This window comes from bacterium, from assembly GCA_018814885.1.
Lineage (GTDB): Bacteria > Krumholzibacteriota > Krumholzibacteriia > LZORAL124-64-63 > LZORAL124-64-63 > JAHIYU01.
This window is the reverse complement of record JAHIYU010000122.1, coordinates 15,241-37,384: the sequence shown is the minus strand read 5'-3', so window position 1 is coordinate 37,384 and position 22,144 is coordinate 15,241. Positions and strand designations below refer to the sequence as shown.

The 22,144-nt window shown below is 65.2% G+C and carries 21 protein-coding genes; 16 read left to right on the top strand and 5 right to left on the bottom strand.

Features of this window, described 5'->3' with window-relative positions; all coding sequences use genetic code 11:
- The first annotated feature begins 192 nt into the window (after positions 1-192).
- The 7 genes from KJ554_08480 to KJ554_08450 all read left to right on the top strand — a co-directional run bounded on the left by KJ554_08480 (position 193) and on the right by KJ554_08450 (position 9,203).
- A complete protein-coding gene (locus KJ554_08480; protein ID MBU0742366.1) occupies positions 193-1,296 on the top strand; it encodes a pyridoxal-phosphate dependent enzyme in 1,104 nt (367 codons plus the stop codon).
- Positions 1,293-2,387: a DUF1611 domain-containing protein gene (locus KJ554_08475; GenBank protein MBU0742365.1), complete on the top strand. Its 1,095-nt coding sequence runs from the start codon at positions 1,293-1,295 to the stop codon at positions 2,385-2,387. The genes KJ554_08480 and KJ554_08475 overlap by 4 nt, the downstream gene beginning before the upstream one ends.
- On the top strand, positions 2,387-4,696 hold the full coding sequence (locus tag KJ554_08470) for a creatininase family protein (GenBank protein MBU0742364.1): 2,310 nt from the start codon (positions 2,387-2,389) through the stop codon (positions 4,694-4,696). The genes KJ554_08475 and KJ554_08470 overlap by 1 nt, the downstream gene beginning before the upstream one ends.
- A 1-nt stretch (position 4,697) precedes the next feature.
- Positions 4,698-5,768 (top strand): dipeptide epimerase, encoded by a 1,071-nt coding sequence (locus KJ554_08465; protein MBU0742363.1) that lies wholly within the window; start codon positions 4,698-4,700, stop codon positions 5,766-5,768.
- Between the two features lie 75 nt (positions 5,769-5,843).
- Positions 5,844-7,121 (top strand): transposase, encoded by a 1,278-nt coding sequence (locus KJ554_08460; GenBank protein MBU0742362.1) that lies wholly within the window; start codon positions 5,844-5,846, stop codon positions 7,119-7,121.
- A 362-nt stretch (positions 7,122-7,483) separates the two neighbouring features.
- A complete protein-coding gene (locus KJ554_08455; GenBank protein ID MBU0742361.1) occupies positions 7,484-8,047 on the top strand; it encodes a hypothetical protein in 564 nt (187 codons plus the stop codon).
- 199 nt (positions 8,048-8,246) lie between these two features.
- Positions 8,247-9,203, top strand: a complete 957-nt coding sequence (locus KJ554_08450; protein MBU0742360.1) for an NAD(P)-dependent alcohol dehydrogenase — start codon at positions 8,247-8,249, stop codon at positions 9,201-9,203.
- Positions 9,204-9,347: 144 nt separating this feature from the next.
- Here the strand turns inward: KJ554_08450 and KJ554_08445 are convergent, their stop codons facing one another.
- A complete protein-coding gene (locus tag KJ554_08445; GenBank protein ID MBU0742359.1) occupies positions 9,348-10,346 on the bottom strand; it encodes a hypothetical protein in 999 nt (332 codons plus the stop codon).
- 836 nt (positions 10,347-11,182) lie between these two features.
- On the opposite strand from KJ554_08445, the gene KJ554_08440 reads away from it, so the two are divergent.
- The 3 genes from KJ554_08440 to KJ554_08430 all read left to right on the top strand — a co-directional run bounded on the left by KJ554_08440 (position 11,183) and on the right by KJ554_08430 (position 13,711).
- On the top strand, positions 11,183-12,115 hold the full coding sequence (locus KJ554_08440; GenBank protein MBU0742358.1) for an amidohydrolase family protein: 933 nt from the start codon (positions 11,183-11,185) through the stop codon (positions 12,113-12,115).
- A gap of 106 nt (positions 12,116-12,221) precedes the next feature.
- Positions 12,222-12,782, top strand: coding sequence for a hypothetical protein (locus KJ554_08435; protein ID MBU0742357.1), 561 nt, complete (start codon positions 12,222-12,224; stop codon positions 12,780-12,782).
- 296 nt (positions 12,783-13,078) lie between these two features.
- On the top strand, positions 13,079-13,711 hold the full coding sequence (locus KJ554_08430) for a hypothetical protein (protein MBU0742356.1): 633 nt from the start codon (positions 13,079-13,081) through the stop codon (positions 13,709-13,711).
- Positions 13,712-13,932: 221 nt separating this feature from the next.
- On the opposite strand, the gene KJ554_08425 is transcribed toward KJ554_08430, so the two are convergent.
- Positions 13,933-15,705, bottom strand: a complete 1,773-nt coding sequence (locus KJ554_08425; GenBank protein ID MBU0742355.1) for a class I SAM-dependent methyltransferase — start codon at positions 15,703-15,705, stop codon at positions 13,933-13,935.
- 264 nt (positions 15,706-15,969) lie between these two features.
- Here KJ554_08425 and KJ554_08420 point away from each other — a divergent pair, with 264 nt between their 5' ends.
- The 6 genes from KJ554_08420 (at position 15,970) to KJ554_08395 (ending at position 19,342) form a co-directional block, all read left to right on the top strand.
- A complete protein-coding gene (locus KJ554_08420) occupies positions 15,970-16,623 on the top strand; it encodes a phosphoribosylanthranilate isomerase (protein MBU0742354.1) in 654 nt (217 codons plus the stop codon).
- Positions 16,624-16,632: 9 nt separating this feature from the next.
- Positions 16,633-17,070: a hypothetical protein gene (locus KJ554_08415; GenBank protein MBU0742353.1), complete on the top strand. Its 438-nt coding sequence runs from the start codon at positions 16,633-16,635 to the stop codon at positions 17,068-17,070.
- 71 nt (positions 17,071-17,141) lie between these two features.
- The gene (locus KJ554_08410) at positions 17,142-17,540 is read left to right on the top strand and encodes a nuclear transport factor 2 family protein (protein ID MBU0742352.1); all 399 of its coding nucleotides are present in this window, start codon (positions 17,142-17,144) and stop codon (positions 17,538-17,540) included.
- Positions 17,541-17,629: 89 nt separating this feature from the next.
- Positions 17,630-18,064: a TM2 domain-containing protein gene (locus KJ554_08405; GenBank protein ID MBU0742351.1), complete on the top strand. Its 435-nt coding sequence runs from the start codon at positions 17,630-17,632 to the stop codon at positions 18,062-18,064.
- 38 nt (positions 18,065-18,102) lie between these two features.
- A complete protein-coding gene (locus tag KJ554_08400; protein MBU0742350.1) occupies positions 18,103-18,450 on the top strand; it encodes a DUF898 domain-containing protein in 348 nt (115 codons plus the stop codon).
- A gap of 142 nt (positions 18,451-18,592) precedes the next feature.
- Positions 18,593-19,342, top strand: a complete 750-nt coding sequence (locus tag KJ554_08395) for an arylamine N-acetyltransferase (GenBank protein MBU0742349.1) — start codon at positions 18,593-18,595, stop codon at positions 19,340-19,342.
- A 13-nt stretch (positions 19,343-19,355) separates the two neighbouring features.
- On the opposite strand, the gene KJ554_08390 is transcribed toward KJ554_08395, so the two are convergent.
- Genes KJ554_08390 through KJ554_08380 form a run of 3 tightly spaced genes read right to left on the bottom strand, consistent with a single transcriptional unit; the run spans position 19,356 to position 22,144 of the window.
- Complete coding sequence (locus KJ554_08390; protein ID MBU0742348.1) at positions 19,356-19,571, bottom strand: hypothetical protein; 216 nt, start codon at positions 19,569-19,571, stop codon at positions 19,356-19,358.
- Between the two features lie 30 nt (positions 19,572-19,601).
- Complete coding sequence (locus tag KJ554_08385; protein MBU0742347.1) at positions 19,602-20,189, bottom strand: (2Fe-2S)-binding protein; 588 nt, start codon at positions 20,187-20,189, stop codon at positions 19,602-19,604.
- Positions 20,186-22,144: an SLBB domain-containing protein gene (locus tag KJ554_08380; GenBank protein MBU0742346.1), complete on the bottom strand. Its 1,959-nt coding sequence runs from the start codon at positions 22,142-22,144 to the stop codon at positions 20,186-20,188. The genes KJ554_08385 and KJ554_08380 overlap by 4 nt, the downstream gene beginning before the upstream one ends.

The window sequence follows — 22,144 nt, the reverse complement described above, 5'->3', positions numbered from 1 at the left end:
CGTAGCGCAGACACTTGCGCTGATGCTCGTCCCGCGCACCTCGATCTTGGGCCTGCGTTGCCGGACGGTGGTCTCGGCCGCGAGTCCGACCCGCGCCTGTCATCGCGCCTGTTGCGCGTGTTCGCGCCTTGTGGTGTACTTCGCCGAGATCCCGGCGGGTTGCGGCGCCGGGACCAATGAAAGGACCGGCGCATGGTCGACGAACGGACCCCCAGACCCGACCCGGGTTTCATCCTCCTGGACGGCGCCTCCGCCGCCAGCGCAGACCTCGGGGACAGGTACGGCACCCAGCACCTGGTGGCGGCGGACCAGGACAAGCCGCTGGATGAACGCCTCGCCGCCTTCGAGGACATCTTCGAGAGCGAGGTCGGCGACACGACCATCGCCCGCGCGCGCAACGTGGAGCGCAGCAGCGGCCTGCGGCAGATCTTCCTCAAGTTCGAGGGCAGCAATCCCAGCGGCACCCAGAAGGACCGCATCGCCTTCGCCCAGGCCCTGGACGCCATGCGTCGCGGTTTCGACGCCATGACCGTCGCCACCTGCGGCAACTACGGCGTGGCCACCGCCATGGCCGCGCGCCTGTCGGGCCTGCGCTGCATCGTTTACATACCGGCCGGCTACCATACCGGACGCGAGAAGGAGATGGTGGAGCTCGGCGCCGAGATCGAGTGCGTGCCGGGCGACTACGAGAACGCCGTCCTCGTCTCCGGCGAACGCGCCCAGAAGGACGAGATCTACGACGCCAATCCCGGCGGGGCCAACACCCTGCTGCAGCTGCAGGCCTACGGCGGCATCGCCTACGAGATCTACGACGAGCTGCGCGACGCGCCGGTCGCGGTCGCGGTGCCGGTGTCCAACGGCACCACCCTGGCCGGCATCTACCACGGTTTCGTCAGCCTCTACCGCCGCGGCAAGACCTCGCGCGTGCCGCACCTGGTCTGCGGCTCGTCCCACGGCAAGAACCCCATCGTCGTGGCCTGGCGCAAGAACCTGCCGGAGTGCGCCGACCTGCCGCCGGAGCGCATCAAGGAGACGGCGGTCAACGAGCCCCTCGTCAACTGGCATTCCATCGACGGCGACCTGGCGCTGGAGGCCATCCGCTCGACCGGCGGCTGGGCCGCGGACGCCAGCGACAAGGCCATGCTCGACTGCGCCCGCATGCTGCGCGACCGGGAGGGCCTCAACGTGCTGCCGGCGTCGACGGCCGGCCTGCTCGTGCTGCTGGCGCGCAACCAGCAGGAACCGCTGCCCGGCGATCGCTACGTCGCGATTCTCACCGGAAGGAAATCGGCGTGACCCGCAAGCCCGAGGGGCGCGCCGTGGTCTACTGCCGGGGCGCCTTCAACACCACCAACGGCAAGACCGCCCACGGGCTGGTGCGCCGCAGCGAGCGCTACGACGTGGCCGCCGTGATAGACGGGACCTGGGCCGGGCGCGACGCGGGCGAGGTGCTCGACGGCCGGCCGCGGGGCATCCCCGTGGTCGCCGATCTGCGGGCGGCCCTCGACGCCGCCGCGCGATCCGGCGGTCCGGCCACCCACTTCGTGGTGGGACTGGCGCCCGACGGCGGGCGGCTGCCCGGCGCGGCCCGAAAGGACGTGGCCGACGCCTTGCGGGCCGGTCTCGGCGTGGACAGCGGCCTGCACGACTTCCTGTCCGAGGATCCGGAGTTCTCCGCCCTGGCCCGCGAATACGGCGCGCAGATCCGCGACGTGCGCCGCACGCCGCCGCGGTCCGAACTGCACTTCTTCGACGGCCGCATCGACGAGGTGGCGGCCTTCCGCGTGGCCATCCTGGGCACCGATTCCGCCGTGGGCAAGCGCACCACCGCCTGGCTGCTGGTCGATGCCTGGCGCGAGGCCGGCCGCCGCGCCGAGCTGGTGGGCACCGGCCAGACCGCCTGGCTGCAGGGCGCCCGCCGGGCCATCATCCTCGATTCGCTGATCAACGACTTCGTCGCCGGCGAGATCGAGCACGCGGTGTGGTCCTGCTGGCGGGAGAGCGACGCCGAGGCGATCGTGCTCGAGGGCCAGGGCAGTCTCATGAATCCCGCCTACCCCGGGGGCTTCGAGCTGCTGGCGGCGGGCCGGCCCCAGGCCGTCGTCATGCAGCACGCGCCGGCGCGCCGGGAGTACGACGGCTTCCCGGGCTTCGCGATGCACGACCTGCCCACGCAGATCCGCGCCGTGGAGCTGATCTCGGGCCGGCCGGTGGTGGCCGTCACCGTGAACCACGAGGGTCTCGAAGCCGCCGGGATCCCGGCGGCCTGCGCGGCCATCACCGGGCAGACGGGCCTGCCCGCCTTCGACGTCCTGGCCGACGGCGCCTCGGGACTGGTGGGCGTCCTGGAACCCCTGCGCGCGGCCGCCGCGGAGAGGAGTGCGTGATGTCCGACAACCCGTTGGCGCCGCTGCTGGTCTGGGACCGTCTTGAGGTGGGTCCGGCGCGGATCGAGGCGCGGCGCATCAGCGCGCAGTACACGGTGGTCCGCCCCGAGGGCACAGAGAGCGTGAAGCTGAGCTACGCCTGGGAGGAGGACGTCCTCGATCCGGACGACCCCGTCGACCGGAACCTGGCCTCCCTGATCCTCGCCCAGGTCGCCCTCAACTACGGCCTGTTCTGCCGCCGCATGGTGCTGCATGGAGCCTTCGACGAGCGCGACCGCCGCTTCCTGGCAGACATGGCCGCCAACACGTCGCGCGAGATCTACGTGAACAGGTTCCTCAAGCCCAACCCCTTCCTCGTGGAGCCGGCGACGAAGCTGCCCGTGGTCAGGGCTGGCGAAGCGTCGCGCGCCGAGCTGGTCTTTCCCGACGCGGTCGCGGAGGATCGGCAGGCGTCCTGGGGCGGGGAGCGCGGCGCCTGCTGCGTCCTGTCCAGCGGGGGGAAGGACAGCCTGCTGAGCTACGGCCTCCTCGCCGAACTGGGGGTCGAGACGCACCCGGTCTTCGTCAACGAATCGGGCCGCCACTGGTTCACGGCCCTCAACGCCCACCGCCATTTCCGGGAGCACGTTCCCGACACCGGCCGCGTCTGGACCGATTGCGACCGCGTCTTCAGCTGGATGCTGCGCCGCCTGCCCTTCGTCCGGCCGGACTTCGCCAAGGTGCGGGCCGACATCTACCCGGTCCGGCTGTGGACCGTGGCCGTGTTCCTCTTCGGCGCCCTGCCGCTGCTGCGCAAGCGCGGCATCGACCGCCTGGTGATCGGCGACGAGTTCGACACCAGCAGGCGGGTCCGCCACAGGGGCCTGACCCACTACGACGGGCTCTACGACCAGAGCCGCTGGTTCGACCTGGCGCTCAGCCGCTACTTCCAGCGCAAGAGCTGGCGGGTGCATCAGTTCTCCCTGCTGCGCCATCTCTCGGAGCTGCTGATCGAGAAGATCCTGGTGGAGCGCTATCCCGACCTGCAGCGGCTCCAGGTGTCCTGCCACGCCGCGCACAAGGACGAGGACAGCGATCGCGTCCTGCCCTGCGGCAAGTGCGAGAAGTGCCGGCGCATCGTGGGCATGCTGGCGGCCCTGGGCGCCGACCCCCAGCGCTGCGGGTATGCGCCGAAGCAGATCGAGGACGCCCTGCAGGCGTTGCACGGACACGACGTCAAGCAGGAGAGCGCCGGCTCCGACCAGATGATCCTGATGCTGCACGAGCGCGGCCTGTGGCGGACCGACGAGCCGCTCCCGGACGCGCATCCGGAGGTCCTGCAGGTCCGCCTGGACAAGGACCGGGCCCCGCTCGGCACCATGCCCAGCGATCTGCGCGGACCGGTGCTGCGCCTCTGCCTGCAGCACGCCGACGGCGCCGTGATACGGCACGGCCGCGTGTGGCTGCCCTGCGATCCCTTCGACGAGCCCGACTTCAATACGCTGTCGCCATTCGAGAACCGCCGGCGGGGCGCGGCGTCGGAGAACAGGCAGCCGTGGCTGCTGGCCGAGCTGACCTGGCCCGAGGCCGAGCAGCGTTTCCACGAGACGGACATCGTGCTCCTGCCGGTGGGCGCCATCGAGCAGCACGGTCCCCACCTGCCTTTGGACGTCGACGCCTTCGACGCCGACTGGCTCGCACGCCGGGTGGCCGCCTCCTGCACCGACCCCAAGCCGCTGGTGCTGCCGCTGATCCCCTACGGGGTGTCGTACCACCACGAGGACTTCGTCGGCACCCTGTCGATGCGCAACGAGACCATGGCGCAGCTGGTCTACGACGTGGGCATGGGCGCCGCCCGCTGCGGGGCCACCAAGCTCGTCATCGTCAACGGCCACGGCGGCAACGGGCCGGCCCTGCATTTCGCGGCCCAGATGATCAACCGCGACGCCCGCATCTTCACCTGCGTGGAATCGGGCGAGACCAGCGACGTGGACATCAACGCGCTCGCCGAGACGGACAACGACGTGCACGCCGGCGAGATCGAGACCAGCACCACCCTGGCCCTGCGCCCGGAACTGGTGCACATGGACCGCGCGGCCCCGTCGGTGCCGCGCTTCTCGAGCCGCTACCTCGACTTCACGAACCTGCGCGCGGTCACGTGGAACGCCTACACGGCCCGCATCTCTCCCAACGGCGTGATGGGCGACCCCACGCGGGCCAGCGCCGAAAAGGGCCACCGCATGTGGCAGGTGATGGTCCGCAACCTCGTTGATTTCGTCGAGGACCTCAAGAGCCTGACCCTCGACGAGATCCATCAACGGCGGTACTGACATGAGGATCCGCAAGGTCGACGCCTGGCGCGTGGACATGACCCTGGCCGAGCCCTACACCATCGCCTACGAGACGGTGACCACGGCCACCAACATATTCCTGAGCGTGGACACCGGGCGCTACGTGGGCTGGGGCTGCGCGGCGCCCGACCTGCCGGTGACCGGCGAGACCCCCGAGGACACCCTGGCCGTGCTGCAGGGCGACGTGGCCGCCGCGCTGGTGGGACAGGACTCGCTGCGCCCCGCGGCCGTGCTCGACAAGGTCGCGCCCCTGCTCGCCGGCCGTCCCTCGGCCCAGGCGGCCGTGGACATGGCGCTGTGGGACCTCGTAGGGCAGTGCGCGGGCCTGCCGCTCTGGCGGCTCTTCGGCGGCCACCGCACGCGCATCCGCACCAGCGTGACCATCGGCATCCTGCCGCCCGGCGAGACGGTGGCCCGGGCGCGCAAGTACGCGGCGCAGGGCTTCCGCTGCCTCAAGATCAAGGGCGGCGTCGATCCCGACCTGGACGCCGAGCGCGTGCTGAAGGTGCGCGAGGCGCTCGGACCGGGCGCCGAGCTGCGTTTCGACGCCAACCAGGGCTTCACGGTCGAGCAGACCCTGGCCTTCGTGGCGGCGGTGCGCACGGCCAGGCTCGAGCTCATCGAGCAGCCCACGCCGCGCGACGAGCTCGACCAGCTCGGCCGCGTCACCGCCGGCTCGTCCCTGCCCATCATGGCCGACGAGAGCCTCATGTCCCTGCGCGACGCCTTCCGCCTCGCCCGGAACGACCTGGCCGACATGATCAACGTCAAGCTCATGAAGGTGGGCGGACTGAGCCAGGCGCTGAAGATCGACGCCGTGGCCCAGGCCGCCGGCCTCGAGGTGATGGTGGGATGCATGGACGAGGCCGCCCTGGGCATCGCAGCGGGCCTGCAGTACGCGCTGGCCAGGCGCAACGTGCATTACGCCGACCTCGACGGACACCTCGACCTGCTGGACGATCCGACGGCCGGGACCGTGACGCTCGAGGACGGGTGGCTGGTGGGATCGGACCGGCCGGGGCTGGGTCTCGGATACCGGCTCGGCTCGTAGGCCGGTTCTTCGCCCGCGCCGCCGTAGACGCCATCCCGGAGAAGATGCCGGCCCGCATCTTGCCAAGACGCACGCATGGAAAGCGACAGGGATACGCTTCGCCCCCGGCTGCTGGACCGCATCCGACACACCATCCGCACCCGCCACTACAGCCGCCGCACCGAGCGCGCCTACGTGGACTGGGTCCGCCGCTTCGTGAGGTTCCACGGTCTGCGACACCCGGAGGAAATGGGCGCCGAAGAGGTGACGGCCTTCCTCACCCATCTCGCCGTCAGGCGTCGCGTGAGCGCCTCGACCCAGAATCAGGCGCTGAGCGCCCTGCTGTTCCTCTACAGACACGTGCTGGAGATCGAGTTGCCCTGGCTCGACGGCCTCGTGCGGGCGAAGAGACCGCAACGCCTGCCCACGGTGCTGTCGAAGGCCGAGGTGGGGCTCCTGCTGGGGCAGCTCCACGGACCGCCTCGCCTGGTGGCCGCCCTGCTGTACGGCCTGCTGTTTCGGGCGGTGTCGCAGACGCTCGCGGCCATCGCACGGGATCCACGGCACCTCGGAGCGGAGATCGGCTTTCTGGCGGTCCTGCACACCTGGGGCCAGAACCTGCACCACCACCCGCACGTGCATTGCGTGGTTCCTGGTGGAGGCCTCTCGCTGGACGGGCAGCAGTGGGTTGCTTCGCGGAAACGCTACTTTCTGCCGGTGCCCGTGCTCAGACGGTTCTTCCGGGGGTGTTTCCTGCGCTTTCTCCAGCAGGCCCGACAGCAACAGAAGCTGGAGTTCCACGGCGAACAGGCCGCACTCGCCGAACCGGAGCGGTGGCAGTCACTGTTGGCGACGTTGCGAGCCAAGCCGTGGGTCGTCTACGCCAAGCCACTGTTCGGTGGCCCCAGGCAGGTGTTGCGCTACCTGGCCCGGTATACCCATCGCGTGGCCATCTCCAACCGGCGGATCCTGAGCATCGACAACGCCACGGTGCGGTTCCAGTGGAAGGACTACCGCCATGACAACCAGCAGCGGGTGATGACCCTCGCCGCTGACGAGTTCATCCGACGCTTCCTGCTGCACGTCCTGCCGAAGGGGTTTCAGCGTATCCGGCAGTACGGGCTGCTGGCCAACCGGGCCAAGACCGAGAAGCTCGCCCGATGTCGCCGGTTGCTGGCCGGAAGAGACAGCCAGGGCGAAGCCTGCGGCAATGGCGCCGTGCAGGACGGGAACCTGGACACGGCCAGATGGACCCGTTGCCCAGTGTGTCGTCAAGGGCGGTTGCTGAGAGTCGGGGACATCGCTGCGGTGGTGACTGCTCGTTCGCCGCCTTGTAGTGTCGCCAGGAACAAGAGCCACAGGAGGGCGGCATGAGAGAACTAGGTTCTGCTGTCCGGTTCAGAGACGGGGATGGCGGCGTTTGTCCGGCTCACCGAGGCCCTGGCAGCAGGGCCAGCCGTGCCGGTGTCCCACTACAGATCGAACCGCACTGTGGCCCCCAGCACAAGGCCGGCAGACGGGACCTGCTCCTACAAATCACTCGCCACAGGCTCCTCGTGGCGATACAATCCCCATAGTTGGCCGCGGTTATGTCCAACAGATTGTATCCGGACCGCCTCGGGGTCTTCGAATACGGCATCTGTCTCGCTCCTGGTGCTTCCGGCGTTTGCTGGACGCTCCGGATACAATCCTTTTCGTTAGGCAGATATTGAGTAACTCGTTCTAAGGGAGCCGACGTGCCCAAGGCGGGAATATTTCCTACGATTCTGTTCATGTTTCTCGTCATTTGTGCCGCAGGTGGGATGGCTCTCGCTGGGGAATGGTCGGAAGTTCAGCCTGGCCTGCGAGCCCGCGCCACAATCGTCGACCGTTCATCCGACAGCTTTCGCACTCGACAAGTTACCGGCATTCTCGCCGAAGCAACTGACTCGGCATTCGTATTTAGGACAGCTGCGAACGAACCCCTATTGGTGGTCTTGCGAGACGACATGGTTAAGCTCGAAGAAAGTGTTCGTCCATTTGGCCGAGGCAAGGGGGCTTTGGTCGGATTTGGCGTGGGTGCAGGCCTTGGGGCTCTCGTAGGCTTTGCGTCCGGCGATGACCAGCCTGGCATGCTGTCGTTTAAGGCCGAGGCCAAGGCTGGGGTATTGGCGGCGTTCCTGGGATCCGTCGGCACTCTTATCGGGCTGGTGGCAGGCCAAAGGGAGCGCTGGCAAGCGGTGGAAATCGCTGGTTTGACCCTGGATTTCGAGAAACCCGTTGGTCAGTGCTGTGGTCTTGTGGTCGGACTACGATTCTGAGCTATAGGGTCCTCCGGAAGACTGCCTAACACCTATGAGGCCTCCACCTGTCAAAGCCGCTTGTCACGCTCCTGGCGGGGCCAGGGCCGCGCCAATCGACTTCGCAGCTGAAGCCAACGTCACAAGATCTTATAAGATTGATAGATTCTGGAGGACCAACGCAGCAAGACCGAATCACCCCGCGCTTCGAGGAGTGCCCGTGAAGGCGATCGTTCAAAATCACTATGGTTCACCGGATGTCTTCGAACTCAGGGAAATCGCTACACCGGTTGTCAAGAGGGATGACGACGTGCTGGTTCGCGTTCATGCAGCTGCTCTCCATGCAGGCGACTACTTTATTATGAGAGGCGTGCCGTACCTCGTGCGCTTGTTTACCGGGTGGCCCAATCCCAAGAACCATGTTCCGGGATACGATGTGGCAGGGCATGTTGTGGCGGTCGGTAAGAACGTGACCCGGTTTCAACCAGGTGACGAAGTCTTCGGTGAGTGTGGCCGCACCTGTGCCGAGTATGTGTGTACTGCAGAAGACAAGCTTCTGCCGAGGCCGACCAGTCTAACGCTTGAGCAAGCCGCCGCCGTTCCTATGTCAGCGCTCACCGCCCTCCATGGTCTTCGGGATGCGGGGAGGGTGCAGCCAGGGCACAAGGTCTTGATTAATGGTGCGTCGGGGGGTGTGGGCACATTCGCTGTGCAGATTGCCAAGACGTTCGGAGCTGAGGTGACCGGCGTCTGCAGCACCAGGAACGTGGACATGGTCCGTGCGATCGGCGCGGACCATGTCATTGATTACACCGAAGAGGACTTCACGCTCAGCGGCCATCGCTACGATCTTATCCTCGATAATGTAGCGAACCGTTCGTTTTCAGACTGCAGGCGCGCGCTCTCTCCCCAAGGGACTCTAATACCGAACAGCGGCAATGGCGGCCTGGGTTACATTGCTAAGGCGCTCTTGTTGTCGGTGTTCGCCCGCCAGAAGGTACGCCTGTTTCTTTCGATTCCGAAAAACGAGGACCTGGTTGTTCTGAAGAAGCTCATTGAGGCCGGAGAGGTCACACCCGTCATCGACAGAACGTACCCGCTCAGTCAGACCCCTGAAGCCTTTCGGTATCTGAATCAAGGTCATGCCCGAGGAAAGGTAGTCATAACTGTAGAATGAGATGGCAAAACCTGGCACTACATGCACAAGCCGTTCCGTGCCGTCCCGGTCCTGGCTGGGCCAGGACCGGGACGGCACGGCCCGCTGGTGATGTTCTCGCTTGACAGCCAAGAGACAATCCGATGAAGGGGGCACCGATGAACACTATCGTGCCAGGGTCATGCGCCTCGCCTCCGACCGACCGTCGGCAATGAGCCGATAGAAGTAGGTCCCCGAAGAGACCGGTCTCCCCGAGTCGTCCCACCCGTTCCAGAGAACCTCGTGGAATCCGGCTGTCTCCTCCCCACCCCCTCGGAGGATCCGCACGCGCCGGCCGGCGATATCGTATACGCCCAGCCAGACCTCCGACGGGAGGGAGAGGCCGTAACGGATCGTCGTCACCGGGTTGAACGGGTTCGGCTGGTTCTGCTCCAGGACGAGGGAGACCGGAAGTCCCGGCAGGGTAGAGACGTCCGTCGCGGTCTCCTCGATACGGAAGTCGACCCCCGCGAAGTAGGCGGCGACGAAGTTCTGGTTCCAGAGGATCTCCAGCCGGACCTCGTCTCCGACTTCCACCGCGACACCGAGGGCGCCCTCGCCCCCTGATCCCTCGCTCCACGGCATCATCGAGCCCGACGAGTAAGGATCGTCGTAACCGATCGTCCCGGCGGTCAGACGCGTCTGGTTCCGCCATATCTCCCAGTCCACGTCCCGCCCGATCCCCGGATTCGGATGCCAGATGCCGCCAGAGATCACGACCTCCCCCTCCATTGGGCTCGTCCACGCCACGTTTGCCCTTTCGTTCTGATACACGGGCGGCGAGTTCCAGACATCGTTCCCATGGATGAAGATCTTTCCGATTGGATAGTCCAGCCCCCCTCCGGTCACGTCGTCCGTGCACCGGAGAAAGCTCGGCAGGTGGGCCCCGCCGACGCTCACGGGATTGAAGGCCCAGGCGGGCTGGGGCGGATCGCCCTCCCAGAGGCCGTAGTCCTCCTGGTGGACCGTGAGCGGATCTCCGACGGCGGCGTTATAGGACCAGACGCCATTCGGGTTCTGCGTGTCGCTCCAGTCCTCGGTGACGTCCCATGCCTCGCCGCCGGCGGTTCCGGCGCAACAGAACCCGGCGATCACCGCGATCACGACGATTCTCGTAGAATTCATTGCTATCCCTCCCGGCCCTCTCCGGCGGGGGCATCGGCCGTCGATGCCTCTCCCGCGACTATCAGGGCCTTGCAGAAACCAGCTTCGCAAACGGGTGTTACGCAGGAATTACGCGCGGTCCGACGCCCCGCCTCTCCTGGGTGTCCGATCTTCCGATCGTGGCCTATGCCGATTTCAGCATAGGCCGGTAACGAGCTATCTGCGTTCTGGGAGGGAATAGGAATTTCAGCCGCATATTCCCGCTTCCAGGTGCCCAGGCAGGCGACGATTCTACCATTTTTGATCGGCGCAGATCAACTTCAGGGGACCTCGATAGGCTGTGGTCGGTGAATCTGCGCCCGAGATCCCTCCGCCGGTGTCAATCGCGCCTGTCACGCCTTGTGCTGGCGCACAAGCCGCGCCAGTCGCGCTTGCAGGTGAAGCCAAAATTAACCCGACGATTCGAAGGAGTGAGGGAAGTGGACAACGAACCCGGGCGAGGCCCGAACAAATTCACGGCTTACATCTGGGTTTCCATTGCAGGCGCCGCAGGATCGGGCCTCGTGGCCAGCCTGGGTGGCCGGTTCAATGGGGGATGGCCGCTCACCGTGATGGTAGCTGCGCCAGGCGTAATGGCTCTTCTAATCGCCTTTCTAGTCAGTCGAACGAGATGAACGCGCGGTATGCCATGTGGAGGGCTAGCCCGACAATGCTTACGGCCGATGAAGCCGCTTGTCACGTACTTGGCTTGCGCCAAGTCCGCGCCAACCGACTCTTGCACCTGAAGCCAACGTTCGGCGGTTCGTTCAGCCCCGGCTGAAGTCGGCGGCGGGTTCACGCACTTGATGGAGGATCTCATGCAGAGATTGACTGCGCTAGTATTCCTGCTTGTGGTGGCTGCGATTTGCTTGGACCCCGCGGTGGCCCAGACGAGCATCGACAGCCGCAGGCCACCCATCATCGACATGCATCTTCATGCCTTCCACCTGGATGACGGAGAGCCACCCGCAGTGAATCCCGTCACCGGGCGACCGTCCGCCGCGAGAACGAGCGCCGAACTTCGCGACATGTCCTTGGCGGAGCTCGAGCGCTACAACATCGTGAAGGCCGTCGCCAGCGGGCCACCGGAAACAATCGGTCGTTGGCGTGAGGCCGCGCCGGACAGGATCATGGTTGGCGCGTTCGTGGACGAGGCGAGCCCCCTTCCTGACCTCGCGAGACTTCGCGCCGAAATACAAGCGGGTCGCGTGCACGTTCTGGGCGAGTTGATCCTGCAACACAGAGGCATGGCGCCGAACGACCCTTGCATGGAGCCCTACTACGCGCTCGCCGAAGAAATGGATATCCCAGTAGGGATCCACACGGGGATTGGCCCCCCGGGAACGCCGTACGACCCGTGCTGCCCGAATTTCCGCGTGACGCTCGGAAACCCTATCCTCGTTGAGGAAGTGCTCATTCGCCACCCACGGTTGCGCATCTACCTGATGCACGGCGGGGCCCCGTACCTTCAGGAAACGAAGGCAATCCTGTCGGTGTACCCGCAGGTCTACGTCGATCTCGCGACGATCAATTGGATCCTGCCTCGAGAGGAATTCCACAGCTACATGCGGGAGCTCGTCCGCGCCGGCTTCGGCAGGCGGCTGCTCTTCGGGTCAGACCAGATGGTGTGGCCCGAGGCCATCGGAATGGCAGTGGAAGGGATCGAATCAGCCGCTTTCCTGACCGAAGAGGAGAAGCGCGACATCTTCTACAACAATGCGGTGCGGTTCCTCGGGCTTGACGAGAAGTGATGTGCGGGTCGATGCTTGCGAAGGCCGACCGCCGAAGCGCATGCAGGCGTCGGCCCGCAAGGCTCGCTGCGCCCGATGCGCAGCGTTATACGGATTTGAGGGAGATATGAGGAAAGTTGTTCTCGTAGGTCTGATAGCCGTCGCGTTGTTCTCGGTCGCGTCATGTTCCCGCACTCCGACAACAGGCGAGCGGCTTCGCGCGATGCGTGCGGGCGTGTGGGTGTCTGAAGGTGGCGCCTACACGATTTGGACCGACTCTCACTACTTCGTCGTTTCGGCGGCCGGAGACAGCGCATCGGCAAACATCTACTGCGGTGCATCCCAGGTCTGTTATACCGATCGTGGAATCGCAAGGAAGCAGAACCTGCGACTGCGCCAGGTAGGGGCCGGTGGTCCCGAGATCGTACTGGACTACTCGATGTTTCGGGAGGGTTCGGAATCTGCAGTCGAAGAAGTTCCCCTGCAGATCGACGAAAGCCTGTTCAGCCCCGGGAAGTGTGTCATCGAGAGCGGAGTCATCTACGACTCGGTTGCCGAAGTGACCGAGGAGTATATCCTCCTTTCAACATGCAACGGCGACAAGGATAAGATCTTCAACGACGGCCGGTCGGTCTACATGCCATCAGATGGCGGAGAGAGCTGGTGGTATCGTATAGAGCCGCGATAGAGATGCGATGTGGGAAGGGTAGTGGGTTCACCGTATTACGGGACGTTCGAGTCGATGGTCGGCCCCGCCTCGGCCCTGGCATTCGCCAGGCCCGCGCCAGATCCACCCGCAGCTCAACGCATCGTAAATATGCATGTCGGTACGGGCCACGTGCAGAATGGCAACAGCGTGCAGATGCCCGAGCCGATATGCCGGACTGGTCTGTCGCAATCCTTCATCGCAGGCATGCCGCGGCACGGTCGACCCACGTCGCGGGCTGGAAGCCGGAGGTCTGAATGTCCGGAACCGATTCCTTCATCAAGGCGCTGACAGCTCCGGAGCGGCGAGTGATCGCCGAACTGAGCACCCCCGCCAGGATCCAGGGATTTCTCGATTCGATCCCCTACAGCAGCGAACCAGTCTACCGCTGCCCGTTGAAGGTGCTCCGGGACCGGGTCGCGCATTGCTTCGACGGCGCCTTGTTCGCGGCGGCGGCCCTACGCCGGATCGGCCATCCTCCCCTGATCCTGGACATGCTCCCGGATGGCCGTGATGACGATCATCTGCTGTCCCTGTTCAGGCGGGACGGCCATTGGGGGGCGATCGCCAAATCGAACTTCGCGGGCCTGCGTTTCCGGGAGCCGGTATTCCGGAGTTTGCGTGAACTTGTCATGTCGTATTTCGAGCAGTACTACAACGTCGAACGCGAAAAGACCCTGCGGAGCTATACCGTGCCCTTGAATCTGGAGGCGTACGACGCGTTCGACTGGATGACCAGCGACGAGTCGATGGAGCGCATCGCGGACCGGACCGATTCGATCCGGAGCTATTCCCTGCTGACGCCGAGGATGATCGCTGGTCTCTCTCCGGTCGACGAGCGGTTGTATGATGCGGGTTTGCGGGGTGCTGATGAAGCCGGATTATTCAAGCCTGTGGTCGAGGATCGGTAAGCCGCGCCGGCCCTGCTCGTCCGTCGTGTCTCCGGCCGATGTTGGAATGCGGTATCCATGGTTGCAGGAAATCCGGCAGTCCGGATTGCGGCCCGCCTTGCCGGTGTCGGATTCGTCCTGTCCGCCTTGGTCGTCTTCGGCGGCACAAAACCACTCGGGGTCCTCGGAAACGGGGGCATTGAAGCCCGACGAGCTCCTGCGCCGGAGACGACGACAGGCGCTCAGTTTTCGGTGCGGAACCAGAGATTGTACATGTTGAGGAACATGCCGGGGTTCATTTCTTCCAGCATGTCCCAGTTCGCCAGATCGGCCATGCCCGGATCCCCGGGAAACTTCCTGCGGTAGGCAGCCTGGAAGGCGGGCGGCAGCAGGTTGAAGCCCATGACCACCAGGCCCAGTTCGCGTCGGATCTCGTCGATCCGCGGCAGGCTGAACCGGTGCTCCTGCACATGGAAGACCAGGTCACGGCAGCCGCTCAGGCTGTAGAAGTCGGCGATCCCGGTCAATGGCGCCAGTTCTTTGCCGTAACGCCCGGCGAGGACATCGCGCCGGAAACCGCGGATGGCCTCGGCATCGTTGCCGATCCCCGCTCCGGCGATGATCTCGCGGGCCCTTGCGATCACCGCTCGCGCCCTTTCGCTGTAGAGGGCGATGTTCATCATGCCGCCCGGCTCCAGCATCCCGCACAGCACCCGCCAACCGGCGACCGGATCTCGCATATGGTGCAGCACCCCGGAGCAGTAGATGAGCGCGAAGCGTTTGTCCAGGTGCGGCAGATCCAGGATGTCACCCTGATGGAATTCGATGTTGTCGATGCCCATCCCGGCGGCCATCCGCATCCCGTAGGCCAGGCTCATGCTGCTCAGGTCCAGGGCCGTGACCGAGATGTCCTTGTAGGTCTTCGCTATCGAGATGGGCTGGCGGCCGGTACCACAACCGGCGACCAGCACTTCCAGTTTCCCGCGGTCGAGGATATCGGGTAGTTCGGCCCGCGGCAGACGCGACTGCAGATCGGCACGATAGCTGACCTTCGGCCGGTAAGCCACCGACAGCCAGCGAGGGTAGGGATGCTCCTCGTATTGCGCTTTCACGAGTTTCGAGACCTCATCCCGGATCGGCAGCAGACGGGGAACCGCGGCCGCGATTTCCCGCTCGACCAGTCGATCCAGCAGCGTGCTGCTGATCAGCGGTCTCACGTTTTCCGGCCAATCGGTCAGGTGAATCGATTGCAGTCGGTGCGCGACGGGCATATCGCAGATCGGCATGTACATCGCCGCAGCCAGCACCGCGCCGAGGAGGCCCGTCGAGGGCCCGTCGCCGGCAATCAGCGCCTCCTGCAGCTGCAGCAGTGCCGCCAGCATCCGCTTTTCCTGGTCGTCGATGCCATAAACGTACTCGTTGTTGGCGCCCTGCAGCGCCATGGCGGTGATCAGGCCCACCCTGTCGGAACACAGGGTTCCGGATGAGAGGATCTCCAGCAGCAGTGCCCGCCGCAGGGCCTTCAGCGTCGGTTCCAGATCGCTGTCGGTGAAGTAGATCTTCGCCAGGGTGGAGATCAGGAAATCATCCTTGCAACATTCGGCGGGATCGGGCGGCTTCATCCGCGGCCCGGCAGGGTGCTTGTGGTTCAGCCGGGCGGCGGCCACCCGGGCCAACATGTTATGATCGACATTCGGGAAGGCCAGGCATTGCCGGATTTCGTCCTCGAGATCTGGATCCGCGGCGCGGTCGGTCTGCAGCCTCAGCATCTCGACCAGGTTCACCTGCAGATCCAGATCGGTTCTGCCCAGCTTCAACTGGCGGCGATAGTGGGCGTACGCCTCGTCCGTCCTGCCGTTCAGCTTGAGCAGCTTGGCCAGGTACAGGCGGATCTCGTCGGTCTCCGGCGAGAGAGCGAGCGCCCGTGCCGCCGCTTCGGCAGCCTTCACCAGATCACCGGCTTGCTCCAGCCTGTCTGCCTCGGTCAAGTAGTCGATCGGTTTCCGGGAGGCCATGTTACGCTCCTGAAATGCCGCGCGTGCCGCACCAGGGTATAGCCGGACGCGGAGGGTGTCCGCGTGACAAGACGGTGCATTCCCGGTTCACGCTCCGGGGGCCGGGCCGGGAGGCCATCTGGAACGCATCGATGATGGTCCATCGGGGTCGATTATTCAATGGCATCCCGGGTGCGGTTGGGCCACCATGGCGTTGACCCGGAGCATCCCTCAGCCCGGCCGAGCCGGACGAAGCCCGGCACGTCGGGGACAAGCGGGCAGGCAATGACACGAATCAAGATCTGCTGCATCGGTTCGGTCGAGGAGGCCCGCCTTGCCGTCCGTCTCGGGGCGTCGGCGCTGGGCTTCGTATCCGAGATGCCGAGCGGTCCGGGCGTCATTCCGGAAGCTCTCATTGCGGAGATCGTCGCAACGGTGCCACCGCCGATCGCCACGTTCCTGCTCACCAGCAGGACCGACACCGCGGAGATCGTCGCCCAGCAGAAACGGTGCCGGGTGAGCACCGTGCAGCTCTGCGACCGTCTTCCCCCGGAGGTTCACGCGGAATTGCGCGAAGCCATGCCCGGGATCTCGCTGGTGCAGGTCGTCCATGTCGCCGGCGACGAGGCGGTTTCGGAAGCGATGCGGGTTGCGCGCGCGGTAGACGCGCTTCTGCTCGATTCCGGGAATCGGTCCCTTCCGGTCAAGGAACTCGGCGGTACGGGCCGCACGCATGACTGGTCTCTCAGCGCCAGGATCGTCAGGGACTCGCCTGTCCCGGTATTCCTCGCCGGCGGGCTGGGCGCGGAAAACGTGGGCGGTGCGATTCGTGCGGTTCATCCGTTCGGGGTCGACATATGCACCGGGGTTCGCACTTCGGGTGCACTGGACGAACGGAAACTCCTGCGGTTCATCGAAGCCGTCGGGGAGTCTCCGTGAGGAGAGGCGATGGATGGTTCTTCCGCAAGTTCGCACCGCGGCTTCCTGGACGGATTCCGCGTCGTCTGCTACGTGTGCGCCCTCTACTTCCTGGCCATGGGTCTCGCGCTCGTGCTGTTCCCCGCGTTCATCGCCCGGATCGCGGGACCGCAGGATCCCGTCATCCTCGGCATGCTTCGTGGCGCGGGAGGCAGCATTGTCCCATATTCCCTGCTCTACGTCTTCGTCGCCAGGTCCCCGCTAACTCGACGATGGGCAGCGGCCGTGATCGCCGCGGCAAACATCTTGGCCATCGCTCTGGACATGCTTTCGGTGTACCTCGGCGAGTACCGGCTGGGCTACGCGATGCTCGATGTCCCGGTGGAGGCGGCGAGCCTGCTGATGATGCTCCTCCTGTCGGTGAAGTGCGTGGACCGTAGCCAGCCGGTAGTTGATGGACCAGAGTGACCCGGGCGCCGGGGCCAACCCGCGGCTCGACGCCATGTCGGGCCGGCAGATCGACGAGGGGGCAGCCGTCCATGAATGCTGTTGAAACCGAGGTGTGGGACCCCGTGGAAGCGCTGAATCGGTGCTGGACCACCGGGAGCGCGGCGGATCTGCGCGACTATTTCCACGAGACGATGGTCGCGATCACGCCAGCGGACCGGATGCCGCTGCTAGGGCGAGAGGCCTGTGTCTCGGCCTGGACGGAGTACGCGGAGACCACCAAGATCATTTCGTGGCAGACCCACAATCCGAACATCCGCGTCTACGGCGACACCGCCATCGTGACGTACTCTTACGAGATGCGGTGTGAGCGAGCTGGAATGAGCTTTCGCCCTTCGGGTCGCGACATGATAGTGTTGGTCAGAGACGCCGGCCGGTGGTGGGTGATCGCGGACCAGTTCTCTCCGTACCCCGACGGAGGGGATCTATAGGCGAGGTTCGAACCGAAGAGGCGGCCCGACCTGGCCTGGATCGATCTTCCGTCCGGATTTCGCAATCCATTTCTCGGAAGGAGATTCTCATGTTCTGTCGAAACTGCGGCAAGGAACTGAACGAAAATGCCCTGGCTTGCCCAGGCTGCGGCGTTTCTCCACTCTCGGAGAAGAAGTTCTGCCAGGCGTGTGGCAAGGAGACGCTGGAAAACCAGGTCATGTGCACGAGTTGCGGCGCCATGCTCGGCCGGGGTGCGGCAGCCGGGGCAGGCGGCAAGAACAAGGTCACGGCCGGTATCCTGGGAATCCTGTTGGGATCTCTCGGGGTCCACAAGTTCTATCTCGGATATACCGGAGCGGGAATCATCATGCTGCTGATATCGCTCGTTCTCGGGTTGCTGACCGTGGGCATAGCCACCGGTGTCATGGGCACTATCGGCCTGATAGAAGGGATCCTCTATCTGACCAAGTCGGACGCCGAGTTTCATGCGGCCTACATCATCGGCAAGAAGAACTGGTTCTAGGACCCTCGGATCCACCAACCGTCACAAAGGAGAGTCCCATGTCCAGCGACGTCAACGTTACCGTGCGCGTAGACGGCGACACTGCAGCCGATTCATATTTCGACGGCGGCCTCCTGCAGCTGATCGGCTGGTCGCTCCTCGGGATCCTGGTCACGGTTTTCACCCTCGGCATCTGCTATCCCTGGGCATTCTGCATGATGTTCGCCTGGGAAGCCAAGCATACCGTGATCAACGGTCGGCGGCTTTCCTTCGATGGGACCGCGTCGCAGCTCTTCGGGAACTGGATCAAGTGGCTGCTCCTGACGATCATCACCCTCGGGATCTACAGCTTCTGGCTGGGGATCTCTCTCAGGAAATGGCGCACCAAGCACACTCGGTTTGCATAGTCCCGCGCGGACCGGACCGCTCGACCCGGACTTGGCGAAGGATGAAGGCCCCCCGGAAGTGACAATACCGTATCCACCCATGCCGCCTGTGTTCTTGGCGCGTTACCTCGGTCTCCTGGGAGTCCCGGGAGGCAGGCCGAGTGTGGCGGGATTGCGCGAACTCGTGCGGGCCCACGTGTGCCGGGTGCCCTTCGAGAACGTGTCCAAGCTGTACTGCATGAAGCATCGGGGTCTTCGGGGATTGCCAGGTCTCGAGTCGTTCCTCGACGGCATCGAGAAGTTCAACTTCGGCGGGACCTGCTACCCCAACAACTTCTACTTCTACCAGCTGCTCGCCAACCTGGGGTATCGGACGACGTTGTGCGGCGCCGACATGTCCGGTCCCGACGTCCATCTGGTCAGCATGGTGGATCTGGAGAAACGACAGTATCTGGTGGATGTCGGTTATGCGGCACCGCTGGTGGCCCCATTGCCCCGTGATCTGGCGGTGGATCATGTCGTCGGATCGGGCCGTGATCGCTATGTGCTCAAACCGCAGGACGCCGAGGGGCGTTCGAGGCTCGAGCTGTACCGGGACGGCGATTTGAAGCACGGCTACGTCGCCAAGCCGGCGCCAAGGAGGATAGCCGACTTCCGGGCGGTCATCGCCGATTCCTATCGGGCCGAGGCGACCTTCATGAACGCGATCCTGCTTGCGCGCTTCTTTCCCGACCGTTTCCTGGTCATTCACAATCTGACCGTCATCGAATCCAGGGGAACCGTGTCGGACATCCGGAAGCTGGCCGGCCGCGACGAACTGGTCCAGATCGTCGCGGAGCGTTTCGGAATTCCGCCGAGGTTCACCAGCGACGCCGTGAGTGGGCTTGGGCAGCTCGGCGACGCCTGGAATTGAGGCGAGCCGTCCACTACGATTCGCCGAAGAAGAGGAAGCGGGCCTTGTCCGGGGTCTCGAGCAACCCGCTAAACGCTTCATGCAGGTTGTCCAAGCCCACGGTGGCGTGGAACCCCTTTTTCTCGTCGAGGAGTCGGTAGACGCCCTCGACCGACGGCGCTGCGGCGACGCCGGCCGCGGAAAACTCGAGCCAGGGCGCGGACGGATGGGGATCCTGGCGCAGCGCCACACGCAGGTCGCAGCGTACATGCGCTCCGAATCATCGGCGTGACGTGAGGGCCTCGACCAGCACAAAGGCCGCCTGCAGGTACGACGTCGGGCAGAGCGGGAAGCATTCCTTGCAGCTGCTGCACTCCTTGGCGGCGATCTCCGGCAGGAAGCTGATCTCTTTCCGGATGCCGCGGTCGATGAACCCCACGGCGTGCTTCTTCTTCACCTCGGCGCAGTAGCGGACGCACAGCCCGCAGTGGATGCAGAAGGAGGCCTCCTGCTCGAACCGGCCCCGGTCCGCTCCGTACTCCGCGGCCATCTCCTGCAGGGCAGGAGCATGGGGGGCGTGGGCCAGCAGCAGCTCCAGGAGGGTCTTGCGGATCCGGTCGATCTTTTCGTTGCGCGTCGTGACGATCAGGTCGGCGGCCACCGGATACACGCAGGACACGACGAGCCGGCTCCATCCGCGCACTTCCACCTCGACGATGCACAGCCGGCATCCTCCGAAGGGCTCCAGGGCGTCGTGAAGGCAGAGGGTCGGGATCGGGATCCCCGCCTCGCGGGCCGCCTCCAGCAAGGTCATGCTTTCGCTTGCGCGGACTTCCCGGCCGTCGATCTGCAGGCGGATGTCGCTCATTGCACTGCCCCCTTCCCGCTCGTCCGGAGCGTCCGCTCCTCCATCGGCAGGGGACCCGGGACGGGCCCGCCCGAGATCTTCCTCACCGCGTCGAACTTGTCGGGGCAGACCTCGAAGCACACGCCGCAAGCGTCGCACTTCGCCTGGTCGATCACATGGATCCGCTTCTTGCCGCCCTCGATTCCCTGCGAGGGGCACTGCTTCAGGCAGAGCATGCACGCCGTGCATTTGTCCGGGTCGATCCAGTACGAGACCAGCCCCTTGCAGGACAGAGCCGGGCACCGCTTCTGCTCGATGTGCGCCTCGTATTCCGCGCGGAAGTAGCGCAACGTGCTCAGGAACGGGTTGGCGGCGCTCTGTCCGAGGCCGCAGAGCGAAGCCTCGGTGAGAACCTCGGACAGCTCCTCGAGGGTCTCGATGTCGCCGTCGCGGCCTCTTCCTTCGCAGATGTTCGTCAGGATCCTGTGCATCTGCCGCAGACCCTCGCGGCAGGGAAGGCACTTGCCGCAGGACTCCTCCGTCAGGAAGTTGATGAAATACCTGGCGACGTCCACCATGCAGTTGTCCTCGTCCATGACGATCATGCCGCCGGATCCCATCATGGAGCCGGCGCCGGTCAGCTCGTCGAAGCCGACCTCGAGATGCAGCATCTCCTCGGGGAGGCAGCCGCCGGAAGGCCCGCCCGTCTGCACGGCCTTGAACCTCTTCCCGCCCGGGATGCCGCCGCCGATCTCGTAGATGATGTCCCGCAGCGGCATGCCCATGGGCACTTCCACCAGGCCGGTGTTCCTGATCTTGCCGACCAGGGAGAAGATCTTCGTGCCCTTGCTTCCCTCTGTGCCGATCCGCGTGAACCAGTCGGAACCCCTTTCTACGATCAGTGGCACGTTGGCCCAGGTCTCGACGTTGTTCAGCACGGTGGGTTTGCCCCAGAGCCCCTTGACGTTGGAGCGGACGTACTTCGGCCGGGGCTCGCCGACCCGGCCCTCCAGTGCCGTCATCAGCGCCGTGGACTCGCCGCAGACGAAGGCGCCGGCCCCCTTGTGCACCTTGATCGTGAAGTCGAAGCCGGAGCCGAGGATGTCCTCGCCCAGCAGGCCGCACGCCTCGGCCTGCGCGATCGCGTGGCGTACGTTCTTCACCGCGAGGGGGTACTCCTGCCGGACGTAGATGTAGCCCTCGTCGGCGCCGATGGTGAAGCCGCCGATCATCAGTCCCTCGAGAACGGAGTGGGGGTTCCCCTCCAGCAGCGCCCGGTCCATGAACGCCCCGGGGTCCCCCTCGTCGGCGTTGACGAGCACGTACTTTGGTTTGTCGGGGGCGTTGCGGGAGCCCTCCCACTTGCGACCCGCGGGGAAGCCGGCCCCGCCCCGGCCCCGGAGGTTGGACTTCTTGATCTCCTCCAGCACCGCCTCGGGGCCCATCTCGAACAGGGCCCTGACCAGCGCCGCGTATCCGCCGATGGCCAGGTAGTCGTCGATGCTGCGCGAGTCGATCAGGATGTTGCTGGAGAGCAGGGTCCGTTCCTGGAGCTTGTAGAACGGGATGTCGGCCTCGTGGACCGCCCGTTCGCCCGTGGCCGGATCCTCGTAGAGCAGACGCTCGACCACCTCCTTGCCCTTGATGCTCCGCGAGACGATCTCCGGGACGTCTTCGGGTTTGACCTGGAGGTAGCAGATCCCCTCGGGATGGAGGACCACCACGGGGCCCCGCTCGCAGAATCCCGGGCAGCCGGCGCCCCTGGTATCGACGTCCGTCCCGAGACCTTCCTGAAGACCTTGCGCCGCGAGCTCGGTCTCGAAGGCGGCGATGACCTCGCTCGCGCCCGAAGCCAGGCAACCCGCCCCGGCGCAGATGGAGACGCAGGGCCGGTCGGGGGGCCTCCGGTCGGCCAGAGCCTGCCGGTAGTCGGCGAGTTCCTGTTTTGTCCGGAATGGTGTACTGAATCGCGCCAT